Origin of the sequence: Streptomyces roseirectus, assembly GCF_014489635.1 — a bacterium.
Classification (GTDB): Bacteria; Actinomycetota; Actinomycetes; order Streptomycetales; family Streptomycetaceae; genus Streptomyces; species Streptomyces roseirectus.
Window position 1 is genome coordinate 1,447,103 of the sequence record NZ_CP060828.1, and the last position, 21,446, is coordinate 1,468,548.

At 68.2% G+C, this 21,446-nt stretch carries 5 protein-coding genes; 4 read left to right on the top strand and 1 reads right to left on the bottom strand.

What is annotated here, in order from left to right:
- Positions 1–100 precede the first annotated feature (100 nt).
- The 4 genes from IAG44_RS05910 (at position 101) to IAG44_RS05925 (ending at position 18,802) form a co-directional block, all read left to right on the top strand.
- Entirely contained in the window at positions 101–4,447 is a 4,347-nt protein-coding gene (locus tag IAG44_RS05910) for an NACHT domain-containing protein (protein ID WP_187746065.1), read from the top strand.
- 515 nt (positions 4,448–4,962) lie between these two features.
- On the top strand, positions 4,963–15,450 hold the full coding sequence (locus IAG44_RS44215) for a LamG-like jellyroll fold domain-containing protein (RefSeq protein ID WP_187752527.1): 10,488 nt from the start codon (positions 4,963–4,965) through the stop codon (positions 15,448–15,450).
- Positions 15,435–16,061, top strand: coding sequence for an SMI1/KNR4 family protein (locus tag IAG44_RS05920; protein WP_246561534.1), 627 nt, complete (start codon positions 15,435–15,437; stop codon positions 16,059–16,061). Before IAG44_RS44215 ends, IAG44_RS05920 begins: the two co-directional genes overlap by 16 nt.
- A gap of 1,334 nt (positions 16,062–17,395) precedes the next feature.
- The gene (locus tag IAG44_RS05925; RefSeq protein ID WP_187746066.1) at positions 17,396–18,802 is read left to right on the top strand and encodes a tyrosine-type recombinase/integrase; all 1,407 of its coding nucleotides are present in this window, start codon (positions 17,396–17,398) and stop codon (positions 18,800–18,802) included.
- A gap of 676 nt (positions 18,803–19,478) precedes the next feature.
- Here IAG44_RS05925 and IAG44_RS05930 read toward each other — a convergent pair.
- On the bottom strand, positions 19,479–20,378 hold the full coding sequence (locus IAG44_RS05930; RefSeq protein WP_246561536.1) for a hypothetical protein: 900 nt from the start codon (positions 20,376–20,378) through the stop codon (positions 19,479–19,481).
- Positions 20,379–21,446: the final 1,068 nt, after the last annotated feature.

The following is a 21,446-nucleotide window of genomic DNA, read 5'->3' on the forward strand; positions in this document are numbered from 1 at the left end:
GATTCCGCAGGGCAGGTCACCTGTGACAACCCTGTCCGACCGGCGAGCGGAGCAGGGCTGCGCAGCGGTAGGTTCGAGGTCCTTGCCAAAGGGGGACCGTATGGAGTTGGAGAGATTCTGCGTTCCTGTGGGGGACCGCATTCCTGTCGACTCCGACGGGTTCCTCGTCTCTTCGTCGTTCTGGTACTCCGGATCGTGGACGGCCGTGCCGCTGGCCGAAGCGTGCTCCGCCTCCGCCGTCCTGCTCGGGGAAGCCGGCATCGGCAAATCACACGCGCTGTCCACTGTCCTCGAGGCACGCAAGAACAGCCGGAACTCGGGCGCTTGTGCGCGGGTCGACCTCGGGGAGGTCCGGTCCTGGGAAGACCTGACCCGCAAGGCCCGCCCGGTGCTCAGCCGGCTTCCTCCCTCGTCGCCATCATCGGGTCCCGCCCCAGGGGACGACAGGGCTCCGTCCGAACACCTTCTTCTCCTTCTGGACGGTATCGACGAATGCCAAGCCACCGGCAAAGAACTCGCCGGCTGGTTCACCGACCTGGCCGACGCCTACGACTGCCGCTCGCTCCAGGTACTGATCGCGTGCCGCCGCATGGCCTATACCGACACACTGCGGCAGGCCGTCGCAACGGCCTTCGGCATCACCGACGACCACACCTACGCCCTGGCTCCTCTGCGCCAGAGCGACTTGACCGACGCTGCCAAAGCCAGAGAAATCGATCCTGACCGGTTCGTCGAGGCCGTGTCAGCCGCCGGCGCCCAGTCGCTCGCGCGCACCCCTCTGGCCCTCGGCCTGCTCCTGGACACGTTCCTGGAGCAAGGCTCGCTGCCAACGACCCGCGCAGACCTGTACGCGTTCGCTCTCCCTCACGCGGTCATGCACCAGGGTGAGGACCGTGCCCCGCAGGAACTCGTCGGGAGCCAGGACCAGCGGTTCGCCATCGCCGCCCGCCTCGCCTGCTACTGCCTGCTCACCGGTGCCGACGGCATCACCATGATGCGCCGTCCCGACCCAGGCAGAACCCTGCTGCCGATCGACGCCTTCCTCGGCGCTCGCGAAGACACCGCCGGGGAAAGCTTCGTCATCGAGCGTCCCCTCATCGAGAGCGTTCTGCACAGTTCCCTGTTCAGCAGCCGCGGTCCGGCAGCCGCCGGCCCCGCCCACGCCTCCATCGCCTCCTACCTCACCGCACGGCACCTCTGCGACCATCGCCTTCCCCAGGAGCAACTCCAAGGACTCCTCGTACACCGCGGCGAGATCGACGCCCCCGGCATCCCGACGGACCTCCACGAGTTGGCCGCATGGATCGTCGCCATGCGACCGGACCTGGGGCCGTGGCTGATCGCGACCGACCCACACGCCATCGCCTCCTACAGCTCCCACGTCAGCGACCCTCACTGCATCGAGCTCATCGTCGACGGCCTATTGGAACAAGCCCGCGAAAATGCTCCACGAAGCGACCGTTACTGGCAGTACGTGACGTCCCTGCGGCACCCCGGCCTCTCCGGGCAACTCACGCGAGCCCTCAACGAGGCCACGACTCGTCCGACGCAGGGCGTGCACGAACTTGAACTGATCCTCACGCTCGCCGCCGAGAACCAAGTGGCAGAACTCCTTCCCGCTGTGGCATCCATCGCGTGCGACCCGCAACGGGATCACGGACTGCGCCGCACGGCCGCCCAGTGCGTCCGCCGCGCGGCCGGGAACACGGGTACTCCCCTCCTCAAACCCATCCTGGCCGAACTGGCGCGGCATCCCGAACGCGACCCTGACGACAGTCTGCGCAGCGCCGCGCTCGACACCTGCCATCCCTGGCTCACCACCGATGAACTCGTCGCGGCCCTGACTCCGCCACGAACCAATCCGAGTTCCTACTCGTATGTCTGCACACGCATCCCGTCTCTCCTCACGGACGACCAGGTCACGCCGTTCTTGAACTGGGCCGGCACACGGGTGATGGATCCCGCTTCCCCCTGGGCAGGCTGGTCCGGCGCGGACACGGTGATCGAAGGTCTCCTCGACCGAGCGCTGAGCGGGCCGAACGCCGAAGCACGCGTCCCTGTCGTCGCGGCATGTCTGCGCCCTTACCTCCGCAGTTACCCGTCGTTGGCAGTTCCCGCCCCACTCCGCGCCCGGCTGAACGATCCCGGCGACCAACGACCCCGTCTGCTGCGCCGCGCATTGGTCCACGAGTTCATCGCCCTCGCCACAGACGCTGAAGACGCGTTCCAGTTGGCCGAAGGGTGGGACACACACCCCAGACATGCCTTTCGCTGGAACCCCGCGAGCGACATCGGCGGCGAACGGGAGCATCGCACCAGCCTGCTCGACGCCGTCGATCTCGCCTGGCTCGTGGACATCGAGATGGACCTCACCGACACTCAGGCTCCCCACGCGTGGCCTGCGCTCCAGTACGTGTGGCACTTGGCCAAGGTCACCGATGCCGGACAGGACATCGCGTGGGACACACGCGGCACCAGGGTCTGGTCGAAGGTGTTCGCTCACGACTTCGAGGCCATCCCCATCGACAGTCCCTACGCCGACCAGCTCAGAAGCAGAGAAGCTCGTCGGCAGGCCCGGACACAGCCTTGGGACGGCCGCGCCGAATACGTCTCCAACACCCGCACCCTGCTCGCGCAAGCCGAGTCAGGCGATGGCGACAGTTTCGTGGTTCTGTTCAGACACCTGCACTACGACCCGGAAACCGGCGGATACGCCGTGACCGACTTCGACAGCGACCTGTTGTCGCTACCCGGCACCACTGTCCTCCCGGAGGGGCACGGTCCTCGGCTGCTGACCGCTGCCCGCCGCTTCGTCACGGAGAATCTTCCCGAAGACGACGGCTGGATCAATACCCGCGACGTCCCCTGGCAGCCCTGGGCGGCGGTCGCAGCCTTCACCACGCTCATCCGGGACAAGGCGCTGATGACTCTCCCCGCGAGCCAGTGGCGTGCCTGGGCCCCCTCTCTCCTCGCCTTCCCTCTCACCAGCACGGCTGCCCGGCACATCGACCCGCGCCTTCGGCTGCTCGAGATGGCACACCCTCATGCCGCTCAGGAGCTGGAAGCCACCTACGACACGCTGGTGCGGAAGTGCTTCACGGCGCAAGAGTCCCAAGCCGCACTCGACCTGGTCTCCGCCATCTGGAGCTCGGAGTTGGAGACACGTCTGCTGCACACGCTCACCGACCTCACCGCCCAGGCCCACGAGAACCCGACCGGTCCGGCTGGCCATGAAGTACTCGTTCGTGTCCTCTCCGCTCTTCTGGAACACAGCAGCTCCCCGATTCGCCACCAGCCCCTGGAACGATTCGGCGCACCGCTGCGCGATCCCGACCCCGCGCACGACGATCAGTTGGACGCCACGTACCTCCGCGTCCTCCTCGACAAAGCACCCGAGGACATCTGGCCGACAGCAGAGCACCGTCTCCTGGCCGACCCCACCGTTCTCGATGCCGTCGCCGAGTCCTTCCTGTACTCCAACCGCACCCAGCCGTGGCTCGCCCGGCTCTCCACCCCAGCCGTGGCCCAGATCGCCCGACTCCTCCTCGACCACAACTCGCCGGCGTCCTCCTCGGACCTCCCCCCGACCCAGCACAGCACCGTCGTCCTCAGCCACCTCGCGTCCCGCGCGACCGACGAAGCCATCCACTTCCTGAGCACCCTGGCAGGTGAACGGCCCCAGAACAGCGTTCTCCAGGAACTGCTCCAGGAAGCCGAACAGACCCGCTGGGAACGCTCCTGGGTTCGTCCCACCCCCGACGAATTGAGCAAACTGATCCAGGACCCCCGGCGCCGCCTGGTGAAAGACGGAACAGACCTCCTGGACCTCGTCCTCGTCCTCCTCGCCAAGATCCAGGAAGACCTGACGCAAGGGACTCTCCCCGCAGCGATCCTGTGGAACGAAACCAAGTTCGGCACCCTCCCCGGCGGGAAGAAGACAGCGCAGCGGCTGCGCTTCCCCAAGGACGAGAACCTGGTGTCCGACTATCTCGCTCACTCTCTGCGCCGCGAACTCACCGACAACGGCATCCTCATCAACCGCGAGGTGCAGGTCTACCGCAACATCAAAGGAGCGGGCGACCGCATCGACCTGCTCCTACAGGCACCCACCGCGACACCACCACGCCGAGACGAACCCATCGCGCAACTCGCCATCGAGGTGAAAGGCAACTGGCACGACAAGATCGCCACAGCCATGGAGACCCAGCTCGCCGACGACTACCTCACCGCGCTCCACACCCGCAACGGCCTCTACCTGATCGCCTACTTCCCCCACGACCAGTGGACCGCGAGCGAACGCAAACGGCCATCGGCCGGCCAGACCTGGGAAAGCCTTCGGGAGACCTACGACGCCCAGGCCGCTCAACTCAGCGAGAGGAGGAATCTGGACGTCCGTGCGTTCGTACTCGACTGCTCCCTTCGCGACTCCGCTTCACGCAACACGTGACCGGCACTCCCACGGCCACCAGCTGTCCCCGCGACGACGGGCATGAGCACGACGGCAACGGCCCCAGCCTCGGCGGACCCCCGGCATCGGCCCCGCACCGACAGCCGACTCGCTGGTGTCCGGCTCATAAGGCGCAGACGGCGCCGGATGGTGCAGCTCCTCGCGGACCTTCGTGTAGCGCTGGTACTCAGTCGCTGCGGCGGCCGAGATGAACACGGTGGCGCCCAGCGCCATGGAGATCCCCGAGTTCGGACCGGCCAGGTCCTTGCGCTAGCGGAGTGCTACCGGTGCGGGACGCAAGGCAAGCTGGAGAAGTTGCCCGACATAAGGCGATGAATCTGTGTAGATTTTTTGTATTTTCAGGGGTGATCATTTTCACTTCTCATGACTTGATCATGAAAATCCCTTGTGTCCACCCTTAAAAAATCTTTAAATCTCCCTCGCTCTTGATCTTCTGGGTGGGGGGATTCACCGTGCGTCCAGCACGTCCGCTTGTCATCGCTGTCGCCTTCGTCATGGCTGTCCTGGCCGGTACCGAAGGGGTGGCGTCCGCACAGACGTTCACCGCCCCGCGTCCAGAGTCGGTCGAGGCTCCTGAGCAGCGATGGGGTTCGGCGGACGGCCACCCGTCTACGGCCACTGCGGGTGAGACGTCGGCGAACGCATCCGGCGGGCGGCGCGGTCACACGGCCGCGCCGGGGGAGTTGCCGCCGGAGAGCGGAGTCTCGTCCGTCGTCGGCGCGGCGAACGCGCCAGTCCCGGACGCGGAGACGGCCCCGGTGACGGTGCGGACGGCTGAGCCGAAGGGCTTCGACGCCGCGACGAGCCGTGAGGTCGTGGGCGAACGGGAGCGCACCTCCCGCACGTTCGAGAACACGGACGGCACTCTCACCACCCGCTTCTACGACGAACCGGTCAACTTCCAGAACGCCGCAGGCAACTGGACGCCGATCGACACGACTCTGAAGCCGGCCGCGCAGAGCCACGGGCACCTGGGGCAGGCGGTCAGCGCTGCCGAAGACGGCTGGAAGATCACGGCCGGTGACGCGGAGACCACCTTCGCCGGGCACGCCGACGGAGCGCCGCTGGTGTCGCTGCGGACGGGCACGGACACCTCGGTCGGCTTCTCGATCCAGGATGCCGCCCACGCTCCGGGCGAGGCCGACGCGAGCACGGTCGTCTACCGGAGCGTGCGCCCCTCGGCGGACGTCCGGTTCGTCGCCGGCGGGACCTCGGTCAAGGAAGTCATCACCCTCGACAGCGCCGACGCCCCCACGGAGTGGATCTTCCCACTGCACACGCAGGGTGTGACGGCCCGTCTGGAGGCCACAGGCGCGGTGACGTTCCGCGACGCGGCGGGCGGCGTGCGGGCCACGATGCCGGCCGGGTGGATGGAGGACGCGAACCTCGCTCCCGACTCCAACCAGGGTGAGATATCCACCGGGGTCCGCTACGAACTGCTCGACGTCACCGGCGGCCAGGCGCTGAAGGTGTCGCTGGACACGGAGTGGCTGAACGCGCCGCAGCGCGTCTTCCCGGTGAAGGTGGACCCGACCGTCACGACCGTGACCTCGACCAACGCCACTTCCGGCACCTACGTCCAGTCCCCCTATAACGCTGACTTCTCCGGTGACACGAACGTCAAGATCGGCACGTACGACGGCGGCGGTCACAAGGCGGCGGCGTTCCTGCGGTTCGCCGGTGTCGAGAACACGCTGAAGAACGCGTGGGTGGTCGGCGCCCGTCTCGCCGTCTACAACACCTGGTCGTATTCCTGCACGGCCCGCCCCGTGACCGTCCACGCCATCACGTCGAACTGGGCGGAGTCGACCACCAGGACCTACCCGGGTCCTTCGACGGGTTCCGCGCTCTCCTCGAAGTCCTTCACCCACGGCTGGCGTCCGGAGGGGCAGACCGCCTACCCGTGCGGGGCCGCGGCGTGGGAGTCGATCCCGCTGGGGTCGGCGGGCCGGCAGTTGGTGGACGACTGGACGCACGGCCGGAAAAAGAACTACGGCCTCGCGCTGAAGGCGTCGACCACGGACTCCAAGGCGTGGAAGAACTTCGGCTCCGACGACTACCCCAACGGCAAGCCGTCCCTGGACGTGACCTGGACGAAGTACGGCGCCACCTACAAGCTGGGCGAGTTCGTCACCCCGATGACCGCGACCAGCGAGGGCGTCTTCAAGGTCACGGTCACCAACCGGGGCCAGCAGACCTGGCCCAAGGGCGGCAACTTCACCCTGCGGTACCTGCTGTACGACGCGGCGGGCAAGGAGATCACGGACACCTCGAAGATCCGCTGGTCGACGATGCCTGCCGATGTCCCGCCGGGTGCCACGGTCACCGTCGACGCGAAGATCGCACCTCTCACGCCGGCCGACTACACGCTGGCCTGGACGATGAACGACAACGGCGTCGCCACGTTCAGCGGCGCGGGTGTCCCGGTGTCGGCGATGCGGGTGTCCGCCGTCAACGTCCCGCCCTATCTGACCGGTGCCGCCCCGGCGTCCGGCGCGGTGGTCAGCACCCTGACGCCGACCTTGTGGGCCTCCGGCGCCGACCGCGACCGTTACCCCAAGGCGCTCCAGTACCAGTTCGAGGTCTGTGAGGTCGAGGGCAAGAACACCCGCAAGAACTGCAAGACGGGTCCGCGGGTCTCCTCCCAGCAGTGGGCGGTCACCAGCGGCTGGCTGTCCTGGTCGAAGACGTACGCCTGGTACGGGTACGCCTACGACGGCAGTTCCACCTCCACACGTCCCGGCCCTTCGCTGCTGACGACCCAGGTGCCGCAGCCGGTGATCACCAGCCACCTCGGCGGCTCCGACAGCGGGCGTATCTTCGGTGAGCGCTCCGGGAACTACGCGACCTCGGCCACGGATGCCGCGGTGCCCACCGTCGGCCCTGAACTGTCGGTGACGCGCACCTACAATTCGCAGGATCCGCGGCAGAGGAACGCCTTCGGCGCGGGCTGGGCGACCCGCTGGGATATGCGCGCCGAGGCGGAGAGCACCGGCAGCGTCGTCCTTACTCTGGCGACCGGCACCCAGGTCCGCTTCGGCAAGAACGCCGACGGCACCTACGCCGCCCCGTCCGGATCCGCCGGTGTCCTCAAGGCGCAGTCCGGCGGCGGCTGGACCCTGCGCGACGGCTCCGGAACCCTCTCCACCTTCAGCTCCGCCGGACTCCTGACGAAGATCGCGGACGGACACGGCCGTGCTCAGGAACTCACCTACACCGACGGCAAGCTGACGCAGGCCAAGGACGTGCTGTCCGGCCGCACCCTGACGTTCACCTGGTCCGGCGGACACGTCACGGCCGCCGAGACGAACGCGGTGAACGGCACCGGCACGGGCCTGAAGTGGGCCTACACCTACGACGGGGACCGCCTCACCAAGGTCTGCCCGCCCTCGTCCACGACCGAGTGCACCGTCTACACCTACGAGAGCGGCAGCCTGTACCGCAGCACGGTGCTCGACGACGGCCCCACCGGGTACTGGCGCCTGAACGAGCCCGAGGAGGAGAGCGCGGCCAGCGAGGCCGTCTCCAACACCGGCCTGAACGACGCCCTCTACCGTGACGTCACCCGCGGCGCCACCGGAGCCCTGTCCGGGACCGGGAACAAGGCCGGCTCCTTCGACGGCGCCGACTCCCACCTCGCCCTGCCCGACGACGCCCTGGGCTCCTCCCCGTTCGCCTCGGTGGAACTGTGGTTCCAGACCACGAAACCCGGCGTGCTGCTCTCCCAGGCCAACGAGCGCATGGAGGACGTCGACCCGTCCGTCAGCCAGTCCACCCCGCTCCTGTACGTCGGCACGGACGGCAAGCTGCGCGGCCAGTTCTACTTCCCCGGCACCACCTGGACCCCGCTGACCTCCACCGGTGCGGTGAACGACGGCTCCTGGCACCACGTCGTCCTCTCGGGCGCGGGCACCACCCAGACGCTCTACCTCGACGGCGTCGCGGTCGGCTCCAAGACCGGCGTGATCGACCACCTCGAACAGCGCTACACCTACGTCGGCCTGGGCTGGACCAGCGTGCCCTGGGCGGGCATCGACAAGACCGACCAGCTCGGCCACTTCACCGGGTCGATCGACGAGGTCGCCGTCTACGGCCACACCATGGACGCGAGCACGGCCGCCGCCCACTACGCGGCCAGGACGGCCGTCTCCCGGATCACCAAGGTCATCCTGCCGTCCGGACGTGTCAGTTCGGAGGTGTCGTACGACTCCGACACCGAACGTGTCACGCAGGCCAAGGACAACAACGGCGGGGTGTGGAAAGTGTCCGCGCCGGCCTACTCGGCGGGCTCCGCCGCCTACAGCGACGCCGTACGCGCCTCCGGACCCAACGAGTACTGGCGCCTGGGCGACCGGCGCGGCACCACCGCCGCCACCGCGCTGCCCGAAGGCTCCGACGGAACCTACGGCGACAACGCCGCGCTCGGCACGTACGGGGCTTTCGCCGCCGGTGACGACACTGCCGTCGGCCTCAGTGGCGACTCTTACGTCCAGCTCGCCGACGCCTCCCTCAGCGGTGCCGCCCTGTCGGCTGAACTGTGGTTCCGCACCGACAAGCCCGGCATCCTGCTCACCGAGTCGAACACCGACATCAGCGAGGACGAGGTCCCCTCCCGCGCCACCCCGCTGCTGTACGTCGGCACCGACGGCAAACTGCGCGGCCAGTTCTACTCGGACACCACCAACTGGACGCCTCCGGCCTCCAAGAGCACGGTCACCGACAGCCAGTGGCACCACGCCGTCGTGACCGGCAACGGAAGCACCTCCGCCCTCTACGTCGACGGAGCTCTCGCCGGCACGGTGTCCGGCGCGATCACCCATCTCGACCAGACACGGATCTTCCTCGGCAAGGGCCGTACCGGCAGCCGCTGGGCAGCTCTCGACTCCACCGACCCGTGGGGGCACTTCAGCGGTGCCCTTGACGAAGTCGCCTTCTACCCCAAGGCCCTCACCGCGGCCGAGATCGGCGCGCACTACCGCTCCCGCACCGGCATGGTCACCGGCGACGGCCCGCACTACCGCGGCGCTGTCACCGTCGACGCCCCGGCCGGATACTGGCGCCTCGACGAAAGCACCGGGACCACCGCTCACAGCCAGGTAGCCGTCCTCGACGGCGACGGCACCTACACCAACGCCACGCTCGGCGCCGACGGCGCCTTCGGCACCGGCGACAACACCGCCGTCACCTTCAAGGGCAACGGCTACGCCGAGATCCCCGGCTCTATCCTGCGCGGCTCCACCGACCTCGCCGTCGAGCTCTGGTTCAAGACCACCAAGGCCGGCGTCCTGATCGGCGACCAGTCCGCCCCCATGGGCGCCACCGTCACCGGCACCTACGCGCCGCTGCTGTACGTGGGCACCGACGGCAAACTCAACGGCAAGTTCTTCTCATCCGGCCTCGGCACCGCGAAGGTCGCCTCCGCCGACTCCGTCACCGACGACCAGTGGCACCACGCCGTCGTCACCGCCACCGGCACCGCCCAGACCCTCTACCTCGACGGCGTCCAGGCCGCCACCCTCACCGGAGCCGTCAACCACCAGTCCAACACCCGCACCTACATCGGCGCCGGCTTCGCCAAGAACTGGCCCGCCGCACCCGCCGATGCCAGTTACTTCACCGGCCAGATCGACGAAGTCGCCGTCTACCAGCACGGCCTGAGCGCCGACCAGGTCGCCGAGCACTACCGCTCGCGCGAACACTCCGGCAGCTCCGCCCTGGCCATGACGGTCACCGTCACAGACCCCGTCGGCGCCACCACCAGCACCACCTACGACGCCCTGCGCGGCCAGCGCCGTACCGCCACCACCGATGCCGACGGCGGCGTCACCACCTACGCCTACGACACCGGCGGCTACCTCCACACCGTCACCGATCCGGCCGGTCACTCCACCGTCACCGGGCACGACGCCCGCGGCAACACCGTCTCCACCACCACCTGCCGCGACGCGGGCTCCTGCGCGACGAGCTTCACCACCTACTTCCTCAACGCCGGTGATCCGCTCGACCCGCGCAACGACAAAGCCCTCACCCAGCGCGACGCCCGCTCCACCGGCCCCGCCGACAACCGCTACCGCACCACGTTCGCCTACAACACCCTCGGCCTGCCCACCGCCGCGACCCGCGCCGACAACACGGCCGCCACCACCACCTACACCGCAGGCACCGAAGCCGCCGTCGGCGGAGGCACTGCCCCAGCCGGCCTCGCCCTCACCCAGACCACCCCCGGCGGCGCGAAGACCTCCTACCGCTACTACGCGAGCGGTGACCTCGCCGATGTCACCTCCCCCTCCGGACTGGTCACTTCGTACACCTACGACGGCCTGGGCCGTAAAACCGCCGAGAAGCAGGTCTCCGACAGCTTCCCCGCAGGCGTCACCACCGCCTACGGCTACGACCAGGCATCCCGCATCGTCAGCGAGACCGGCACGGGCGTGAAGAACGAGATCACCAACACCGTCCACACCGCCGCGATCACCCGCACCTACGACGCCGACGGCAACCTCCTCACCGAGACGACGAAGGACACCACCGGCGGCGACGCGGAACGCACGACCGTCAATCACTACGACGAACACGGCCTCAACGACAGCAGCACGGACGCCGAGCAGAACACCACCACCTACGAACACGACCTCCTGGGCCGCGTCACCAGCCAGACCGACCCCGCCGGCACCCGCCAGACCTACACCTACACCGCACGCGGCCAGCACGCCACGACCGTCCTGAACGACTGGACCGGCGACCCGTCCGGCACCACCCGCGACCTGACCGTCGCCGCGAACGCCTACGACCCCTCCGGCCGACTCGCATCCACCACCGACGCCATGGGCGCCACGACCGCGTACACCTACTACGACGACGGCCTCCCCGCCACGACCACCGCACGGCAGGTCACCCAGGCCGACGGCACCCGCCACGACATCGTCACGCAGGCCGACACCTACGACCTGGCCGGCCACCTCACCCGCCGCACCACCGGAAACGGCACCACCACCCAGACCTTCACCGTGGACGCCCTCGGCCGCACCACCGCAAGCGTTCTGGACCCCGGAGGACTGGGCCGCGCCACCACCTACACCTACGACAGCGACGACCGCGTCACGGAGACGGCCCAGAGCATCGCCGGAACCGGCAAGCTCATCACCACCTCCGCCTACGACGCCGCCGGCAACGTCACCCGGCAGACCGCCACCGACGGCACCACCACTCACACCGTCACCACCACCTACGACCGCCGCGGCCTGCCGCTGACCACTGTCAGCCCGCGCGGCAACACCACCGGCGCCGACCCCGCCGCCCACACGACCACCTACCGCTACGACGCGCTCGGCCGCCTCGTCCAGCAGACCGCCCCGGCCGTCCAGACGGAAGAGAACAACGCCGCGCCCACCACCCTCAACCCGGCCACCCTGACCGGCTACAACACCTTCGGTGAAGCAACCGAGGCCAAGGACCCCCGCGGCAACATCACCCGCGTCCAACTCGACCGCCTCGGCCGGACCACCACCGTCACCCTCCCCGATTACACCCCGCCTGGCGCCACCGCCCCCCTCACCGCCACTTCCCGCACCAGCTACACCCCCACCGGCCTCCCCCAGACCACCACCGACCCGCTCGGCCGCGTCACCCGCTACGCCTACGACCAGCTCGGCCAACTCCTCACCCGCACCGACCCGGCAGCCGACGCCACCGCCGCCCTCGCCGCCGAGACCAACTCCGCTCTCCTCAACCCCACCAGCACCGACGGCGGCGGTATCACCCGCTACACCTGGACCCCCACCGGCCTCCAGCTGTCGGCCACCGACCCGCTGGGCGCCCGCACCGAATCCACCTACGACGAACTCGGCCGCACCCTCACCGCCACCACCGTCGAGCGCCGCCCCACCACGGCCAACCTCGTCTCCCGCTACACCTGGGACGACGCGGACAACCAGACCGCCTCGACCACCCCCGCCGGCGTCACCACCACCAGCACCTACAACCCGGCCGGCGAAGCCAAGACCGTCACCACCCCCGCCGGAACGACCAAGTTCGACTACGACGGCCTCGGCCGCCGCACCCAGACCACCGACGCCACCAACCGCCGCACGACCACCACCTACGGCGCCCTCGGCAACGCCACCGCCACCACCGACTACGGCACTGGCACCACCGCCCTGCGCACCGTGAACGCCGAGTACGACGCCGAAGGCAACCTCACCGCAGCTGTCTCACCGCAGACCAGGGCCCGCACCACCTACACCTACGACGCCCTGGGCCGCACGACGCAGCAGACCGAACCCCTCTCCGCGACCACCTCCATCACCACCTCGTTCGGCTACGACGCGGCAGGCAACCGCACCCGGCTCACCGACGGCCGCGGCAACACCACCACCTACACCTTCACCCCCTGGGGCCTGCCCGAATCCACCATCGAGCCCTCCACCCAGGCCCACCCGGCGACATCCGACCGCACCTGGACCACCGTCTACGACAAGACCGGCCAGGCCGTGAAGGAACTCCTGCCCGGCGGCGTCCAGCGCGAGAAGACCTACGACGCCCTCGGCCGCCTCACCCGGGAAACCGGCACCGGCGCCGAAGCCGCCACCACGACCCGCACCCTGGAGTACGACCTCGCCGGCCACCTCACCGCCACCGGCACCGCGGACGCCCTCACCCGCAACACCTACACCTACAACGACCGCGGCCAACTCCTCACCGCAGCAGGCCCCGGCGGCACCTCGGAGTACAGCTACAACGCCGACGGCGCCATGACGATGCGCAAGACCGGCGCGGGCACCACCAGCTACGGCTACGACACCGCCGGCCGCATCGACTGGACCGCCGACGGCATCACCGACAACCAGATCTGGTACGACTTCGACGCCGCAGGCCGCCCGAAGCAGGAGCAGTACGCGACCAAACCCGCAGGAGCCACCGCCTACACGGCCACCGCCAGACGCGCCTACGCCTACGACGAACTCGGCCGCCTGAACACCGACACCCTCACCACCGTCGACGGCACGACCACCGTCGCCTCCACCGCCTACGACTACGACCTCGACGACAACCTCACGTCGAAGAAGACCACCGGCACCGCCGGCGCGGGCACCAACACCTACGCCTACGACCAGGCCGACCGCATGACGTCCTGGACCAAGGACGGCACCACCACCGCCTACACGTGGGACGCCTCCGGCAACCGCACCCAGGCCGGCACCAGGACGGCGACCTTCGACGCCCGCAACCGCCGACTCACCGACGGCACCACCACCTTCACCTACACCGCCCGCGGCACCCTCGCCTCGACCACCAACGGCACCGGCACCCCGCGCACCCTCACCTCCGACGCCTTCGAACGCAAGATCACCGACGGCGCCACCACCTACACCTACGACTCCCTCGACCGCATCCAGACCCGCGGCACCACGACCTTCACCTACGACGGCGGCTCCAACAACCTCGCCACCGACGGCACCACCACCTACAACCGAACCCCCGACGGCGCCCTCCTCTCCTACTCCACCGGCACCACCAAGCAGTGGGCCCTCACCGACCAGCACACCGACCTCGTCGCCGGCCTCACCCCCGACGCCACCCAGACCACCAGCTCCACCACCTACGACCCCTTCGGCACCAAAACCACCACCACCGGCACCACCCCCGCCCTCGGCTACCAGTCCGGCTGGACCGACCCCACCACCGGCGACATCAACATGGCCGCCCGCTGGTACCAGCCGGGCACCGGGTCCTTCGGGTCTCGGGACACCTGGCAACTGGAGCCCAATCCTTCATCACGTGCGAACCGGTATCTGTATGGCGGCGGAAACCCACTCTTGAGGACAGACCCAACCGGCCACGACTGGAGTTTGCGCGACGCCCTCCACGTTGCCGAAACCTTGATCAGGCCAAGCCCGATCGGTGTCTTCTTCACCGTCTATATGGGAGGAAGCGACAGCATCGGTGACGAGTGCTACGGCATGCCGTGCTACCTCCTCTACACCACCACCTCAAGCAAAAGCCAGTTCTGTGACACGCACTCGTGGACCGTGCAGTGCGGTGGAGCACCGGTATCCAGAGGCGGGTCAGGTTCCAGAGGCAGCGGGTACCACGGAGGGGGCTCCTCCTACCGTGGAGGCGGTTCCCCTTACAAGGACAAGCAGTGCAGTGGTTCATGCACGGTTCAACCGACCAAGCCTCCGAAACCCCCGATCGACCAGAACCCCAACGACGGCCCGAATCCCCGGACCGCTCCTGACCGCCCGATCGCCTTGCCGGAGTGGGGCTCAGGACTTGCAGGGTGGACTGTCGCCCAAGGCGTTGACCTGGTCGTCAGCGGTGCAAGGGTTCTCGGCCTCCTGGCAGCAAAGCTCTTCGACCCCGAAGACTTGATCGATCTCCTGCCGGTACCCAAGGATGAGCCCGGCGGGAAGAACAAGGGCCGGCAGCGCCAGGACGAGAAGTGCGACGACGGTCCGGGTGTGAGTCCGACAGGGCATGCGGTGTACCTGCCGCGCGAGCGGTACTACGACACCTTTGAGAAGCGTTGGGAGTGCCGAGCGACCGGCGTGTACGGTCTACTGGACCAGAGCGACTACAACAAGGGACGTAAAGCACCAGGAACCAACACCAACGATTCCACGCAGCCCCCAGGGATGAGGGAGATCGTTTCTCAGGGACACAGAGCCGCCAACGGTCACCTGATCCCCGCCGCGGCGACTGGTTCCGGGATCGACTTGCGAAACCTCGTGGCGGAGTACGAGAAGACCAATACCCCATACCTCAACCACGGGGTGGAGAAGGAAATCAGAAACGCGATCAAATCAGGCAAGCACTTGGCGATTTCAGTGACCCCGCATTACGGGAATTCGGGTAGTGGAATTCCTACCGAGATCGAATACAACTACGGAACCGTGGAAGACGGAACCATGAAGCACTGTGTGATATCACAGTCACCCGCGGGCGGAACCACCCGAGGAAGCAAAGATTGCCCACGGAGGTGAAAGAGATGCAGAAAAAATACCTCACACACGTGCTGGAAATGCTCGGCGCGCCCTTGCGGCGACACCAAGCCCCTGAGGCATGGCACAAACTGGAGAGCGAGCTGGGTGCAGGTCTCCCCCCGGACTACAAGGAGATTGTCGACGCCTACGCCCCAGTCAAGATCAACGGCCATCTGTACCTGAGCCACCCGGCGATCGAACCCTGGAACTTGGGCGAGTGGATTCACAGCACGGCCGAGGCGTGGTCACAGATCGAATGGGACGAGGACGAACCTGAGGGCGACCCTCGCGTGTCCCTCGGTGTGCCCGAGCTACTCTTCGGCACCCCGGACGGCCTGATCCCAATCGCCTCGACCGACCGAGGAGAGACGATCTTCTACGCACCGCAGGGAGCCCTGGGAGCAGGGGCGCTCTTCATCGAGAATGGTGAGGGCGAGTTCTTCGAGTACTCCTTCTCGTTCGTGGAGTGGCTGTACCGCTGGCTGATCGGCGAGGAGGTTACCGGGCCGGGTGGTGGCGCCTTTTATCCAGGGCCTGTAGCGCTTATGGACCTTCCCATGTCTCCGGAAGACCCTCAAGAGACTCGGTACGGGCCGCCCCGTGGTATGTGACTTGACGTACCTCGTGAGCCCGTAACACGATCATGATCGTGTTACGGGCTCTATTGCCCAGTACTGTGCATTGGGAGTGGACGGCCCGTCCCCGGCACAGACTCATTCGCGCTCAGCGAGCGGACCTGCCCAGCAGAGCGAGGCCCGCACACACGGCGGTCTCGTCATGGTGCGGAACTGGCCGACGCCGGTCGACGGCGACCACGTGGTGGTGGGCCAGCGGACGTCGGCCCGGATCAGGAGCCTGGGCTGTCCTGCCGAAAAATCTGGTGTGCGCAGGCCATTGGCGACATCGTCGACTTCGGACTCACCCATTTACTCAATGCCTCGTCCACGCGCAACCCCGGCTGGGGGACTCTCCACTACGCCGCGCGCGACTCGACGGCAAGGCCGGCACTGCGCAGTGACCTCTACTCGTTCGACTGTGTCGTCTACGAGACGATCACCGGCTGGTCCCCCTTCGCCCACCACCAGGACCCGGTCACCGTCATCTGGGACCACGCCGCCAAAGTTCCGGACCAGCCACGCGATCTGCGCCCGGGTGCACCACGGCCGCTCGACCACCTCGTGATGAGCCTGCTAAAAATCCCGACGCCCACACGGTCACGGCAGCACTCCAGCAGATCGAGTACGTCTCCGATCACGCCGCCGACCCTCATGTGGACACCAGGCACGTCGCCGAGATCCAACAGCTGGAACTCTATCCAGCACATGTGACAGCCCCCTGGTCCACCACCCCCGATGTACTCGACGCCCGCCCCCGGCACGCCCATCTCCCCGGTGAATCCGGCGATCCCCGTGGCGCGGCAGTCCTCTACCAACGCCTCACCCAGGACTGCGCCCGCCTCGTCCCTCCGGACGACGACCTGCGTGAGCCACCGGGTCGGACACCTGCGTCGGCGTACACGGTGCCGCTGCCGCTCAAGGCATGGCTGTGGTCGACCTCTCCCAGCCGAAGATGCCGGTTCTCACGTCGGGCTGCGTACTCAGGGCATCCTCCGTAACCCGTCCGCACCTCAATTGCCTTCCGGGGCGACCGAGGATCGTTCCAGCACACCCCGGCCCGGCTACCAGCTGTCGCAACCCGTAGATTCGCAACCTCACGGGGTGCACGACCAGGCATTTAGCGCTCAGCGGAGGACGGCGTCACGTCGTACGAGCGACGATGGCGCGTCAGCAGACCTCCGCGTCCTGATCGACTGGATCCACTCGCAAAACGCCCTACCGCACAGCCAAGGGAACCTCGCAGGTCACGCTGCCCATTCCGGGCCCGGTGGTCGCGTGTGGTCGCACACTGGAGACAAGCACTTCCCCGCCTCCCGGAGGCGATCCCCATGCGCACCAGCACCAGCACTGGCCGCGGCCGTGTCTACCGCCGCTGCGGCTGCAGAGACCCCCAGCACCACCAGCTCGGCGCCCTCTGCCCCCGCCTCACCACGGACAGCGGCCACGACACCTGGACCTTCGCCGTCGACCTCCCCAACCCCGGCCCGCACCGCACCACCGTCCGCCGGGGCGGCTTCCCCACCCACGACCTCGCCGAACAAGCCCTCACCCGCTTCCTCGACGGCCAGGCCGTCGGATACAACGCCGACCCCAGCCAGACCGTCGCCGACTACCTCACCACCTGGCTGGAGACCAAAGCCCTCATCCTGAAGCCGACCACGATGGCCCGCTACCGCGACTACGTCCACAACGACCTCGTCCCCGCCTTCGGCACCCTCAAGCTCGACCAGCTCGCCCACCGTCACATCTCCGCCTACGTCACCCGCCAGCTCGCCACCGGCCGCGGACACGTCACCCTCTACCGCTGCCTCGCCACCCTCTCCAGCGCCCTCGGCGACGCCGTCCGCGAACACCGCCTCCCCCACAACCCCGCCTCACCCCCCGTCCTGCACCGCCCCCCATCACCGGAACGCAGAATCTGGACCGCCGAAGAAGCCGCACGCTTCCTCACCCACTGCCACCAGGCCGACCCGCAGATGGCCGACCTGTTCGAGTTCCTCATCGGCACCGGCCTGCGCAAAGGCGAAGCCCTCGCACTCCACTGGACCGACGTCCACCTCCCAGAGGGCGTCCTCTACGTGCGCTGCACCCTCTCCGCCATCGACAACAACCACCTCGTCATCACCACCCCGAAAACCCGCTCCAGCCGCGGATGGGTCGCCATCTCACCCCGCGTCGCCACCGCCCTCCACCACCAGGCACAAAGATCACCCCGCACCCACAGCGATCCCAGCGACCCCTTCACCGGACTCGTCTTCCACCGCCCCGACGGACGCCCCCTCGCACCCCACCACGTCCTCGACCGCCTCCACCAGCTCTCCGCCGAAGCCGGCGTCCCACAGATCACCGTCCACGACCTGCGCCACCTCACAGCCACCATCACCATCAGCGCAGGCATCCCCCTCACCGTGGTCTCCAAGACCCTGCGCCACTCCACCCTCTCCACCACCGCGAACATCTACAGCCACCTAACCCACCAGGCAGCCCGCCAAGCCGTCGACACCATCGACCACACCCTCACCACAGCCCAGAACAGCAGCCGCGCACCCAGCCGCCCCGCATGGCTGCGACCACCCCGCGACCACCTCCACCGCCTCCGCCAAGCACTCCACCGGCACCACACCCCCACGCCACCGGCCTTCAGCCTCACAGCCTCCCGACCACAGACCGCACACGCGACCACACTGCGACCACCACGGCCCCAGACACACCGGAAGCCGCCCTCCCAGAAATGAGAGAACGGCTTCCGACCTGCGACTTCAAAAGTCGGGACGACAGGATTTGAACCTGCGACCCCTTGACCCCCAGCAGGATTATGCCGACATAACAGACTAATTATGGACGCGAGTTGTGAGCGAACGACCATCACGTTCACTGCCGTGCACACCGTGTGGTCCCCAACTGGTCCCCAACAACGCAGCTCTGCCCTGCCATCTGACACCCGCCCAGACAGACGCTCCCGGTGTACGGAGCCCAACCACATCGTCGGGCCTCCGACGTGAGCGCCATGCCCAGTCCAGGCGCCATCCTCGGCACCAAGTTCCCGGAGGCCGCCGGCCGCATGACGGTCTTCGGCACCGCCGACCGGCTTGCCGGTTTCGGTGGCGTCGCCCAGTCCCCCGAAATCCCAGGAAGATCGGCAGCGACCTGCTCCGACCTCAACGCTACAACCGCAGACTCCAGCGCGTGCTCTCCGTCTCGGCGCTGTTCAGCGTCCGGTGTGCTGCGAGAAGTCCCGTCGGTTCCACGACCGCAAACACGCCGCATCCCGGCTGTCCTCGTCCTCGCCCGTCGACGCGTCAGCGTCCGGTGGACCCTCCTACGCGAGAGACGGCGCTACGAACTGGCACATCTGCCGCCGCTTGTTGCCTGACAGGCAGCATGTGGAATCGGTCGCCAAGGCGAAGAGTCTCACTCGTCCGGTGTGCTGTGCGAGTGCGATGTTCCTTCGGCCTGTGTGCGGTCGGCGAGATCGAGAGGGTTCTCGAAGCTCGGGCCGGGGCGGCGGCCCGGAGCAAGGTCGTCGTCGGGGCTGGTGAAACCGGGACGGTCGTATCCGATCTTGGGCAAGCGGCTGTTCGACGAAAACGGCGGAGGCGTCCGGGGGACCGCTGCGGACGCCGGGTCGGCGCCCTGTGTGGTGAGGGCCTCGCGGAAGTACGGCAGGAACCCACGCTCCAGCAGGGCCGTCCGCCAGGCTTCTCTGGCCCGCGCGACCTCCTCCGCCTGCTCGTTGTACAGCCCCGCCGCCACTGCAGGCCGGTTGCGCAGCGCCGTGAGCAGCAGGCCGACAGCGGCGACCAGGATCGCCAGCACCGTGACCACCCCGAACACCCAGCCCGCCGTGACCAGCGCCCCGGCGAACGCCGGGGCCGGGTCGAGCGCCTTGAGGAGGTAGCCGACGAGCAGGAACACCACCGCAGCCGCCCCAGCGACGACGAGCGTGCGCACGGCGGCAACGGCGCCGACCCTCGCACCGGCCGACTCTGCGGCGCTCTCGCCCAGAGGAGAGGCGAATCCCAAACCTTCGGCGGCAGGCTTCCCGGCGTCCGGGGCACTGGACACGGAAGCGGACGGCGCCGGGGGGCGCAGTTCCTCGCGGACCTTCGTGTAGTGCTGGTACTCGGTCGCCGCCGCGGCCGTGATGAACGCGGTGGCGCCCAGCGCCATGGTGCGCAACTGTTCCGAATTGAGCCGGTGGCCGATACCGGCCAGTTCCAAGTGGTGCGGGGCGGAGCGCAGCGCCTCGTCGAGGACCCGCTCGTACTCCTGACGGTCCTCACTGTGCAGGTGCTGCGGAACGCTGTCCATGAGCCGGTGACGGGCGGGGGCCCGTGGCGCGAGCGACGTGCCCGGTTGTTCCCGGGAGTCTCCGTCGGGGCCGGGCAGCGTGTCGTCGCAGGCCAGGCCGACGGAGGAAGGGGCCTGCCGGGAAGTCGGGAGGCGGGTCCGGGACAAGTCTGGTCGCACCCCGATACCGACCAGTGAGGCCAGCAGACGGCGACTTGCGGGAAGGCCACGCTGCTGCTCGACCGTCGGGAGCCTTCGCCGTCGGCGGCTGACGCCCAGCGCGTAGGCCGCCAGACGCCTGGACCAAGCTGTGCCCATGCCGTTCATGTGTTCTCCCCCTCCCGCGCAAGTCGTCCAGGCGACAGCGGGGGCGCATCGGGTTGCGTACGACCAGTCGTGGAGCCGTCGGCGGAAGAGAACGGAATGTCCCTGTGCGTCACCGGTCGGCCGTTCCGCGGCTCGAACCGCGGACGGCCCGCAACGGGCTCTCCAGATGTCTGTGCGGGATCAGCAGGTGCGGAGGGCGGCTGAGGCACTTCGGCAGCCAGCACCGGAGGCTGCGGCGGCGCACCGGTGAGCGCGTCGCCGACCGACTGGACACGACTGAGCTGAGTCAGGAGAACCGGCGCGGAGAGACCGACCACAATCGCCGCGTAGGCGCCGCTGATCTGTCCCGTGGTACCGAAGAGCACCGCGGCACCCGCGCCCATGCCGCTGTGCAGCAGCGCGGCGACGGACTCGACACCGGGGTCGAAGTACTCCCGAAACCGTGGAGGCTCGCCCGCGTCCCCCGCTTGACGGTACCCACGCCGATCCGTCTGCCAGTCCAGGAACCGGGTGTACACCTCCAGAAGCCCACGCAGGGCCCCGCCCGCCGCACCCAACACAATCAGCGTCGGCACATCCACAACGGCCCCCGGAACCCAGCACGTTGAGCTCCGCGTCCGGAGCCTGCGGCACGAGCGTAGAGTCCCTGAACAGCCGCTGGCCACACCCTCGCCCGCCCCAGAAGGACTCTGCGGCGAATTAGGTCCGACGCGGTCGCAACCCGGTCAACCGGCATCCGGTCGTTGACACAAACAGACTGAC

Coding starts and splice junctions, on each gene's coding strand:
- IAG44_RS44215 (WP_187752527.1), top strand. CDS start 4,963: ATGGCTGTCCTGGCCGGTACCGAAGGGGTGGCGTCCGCACAGACGTTC.
- IAG44_RS05925 (WP_187746066.1), top strand. CDS start 17,396: ATGCGCACCAGCACCAGCACTGGCCGCGGCCGTGTCTACCGCCGCTGC.
- IAG44_RS05930 (WP_246561536.1), bottom strand. CDS start 20,378: ATGGACAGCGTTCCGCAGCACCTGCACAGTGAGGACCGTCAGGAGTAC.
- IAG44_RS05910 (WP_187746065.1), top strand. CDS start 101: ATGGAGTTGGAGAGATTCTGCGTTCCTGTGGGGGACCGCATTCCTGTC.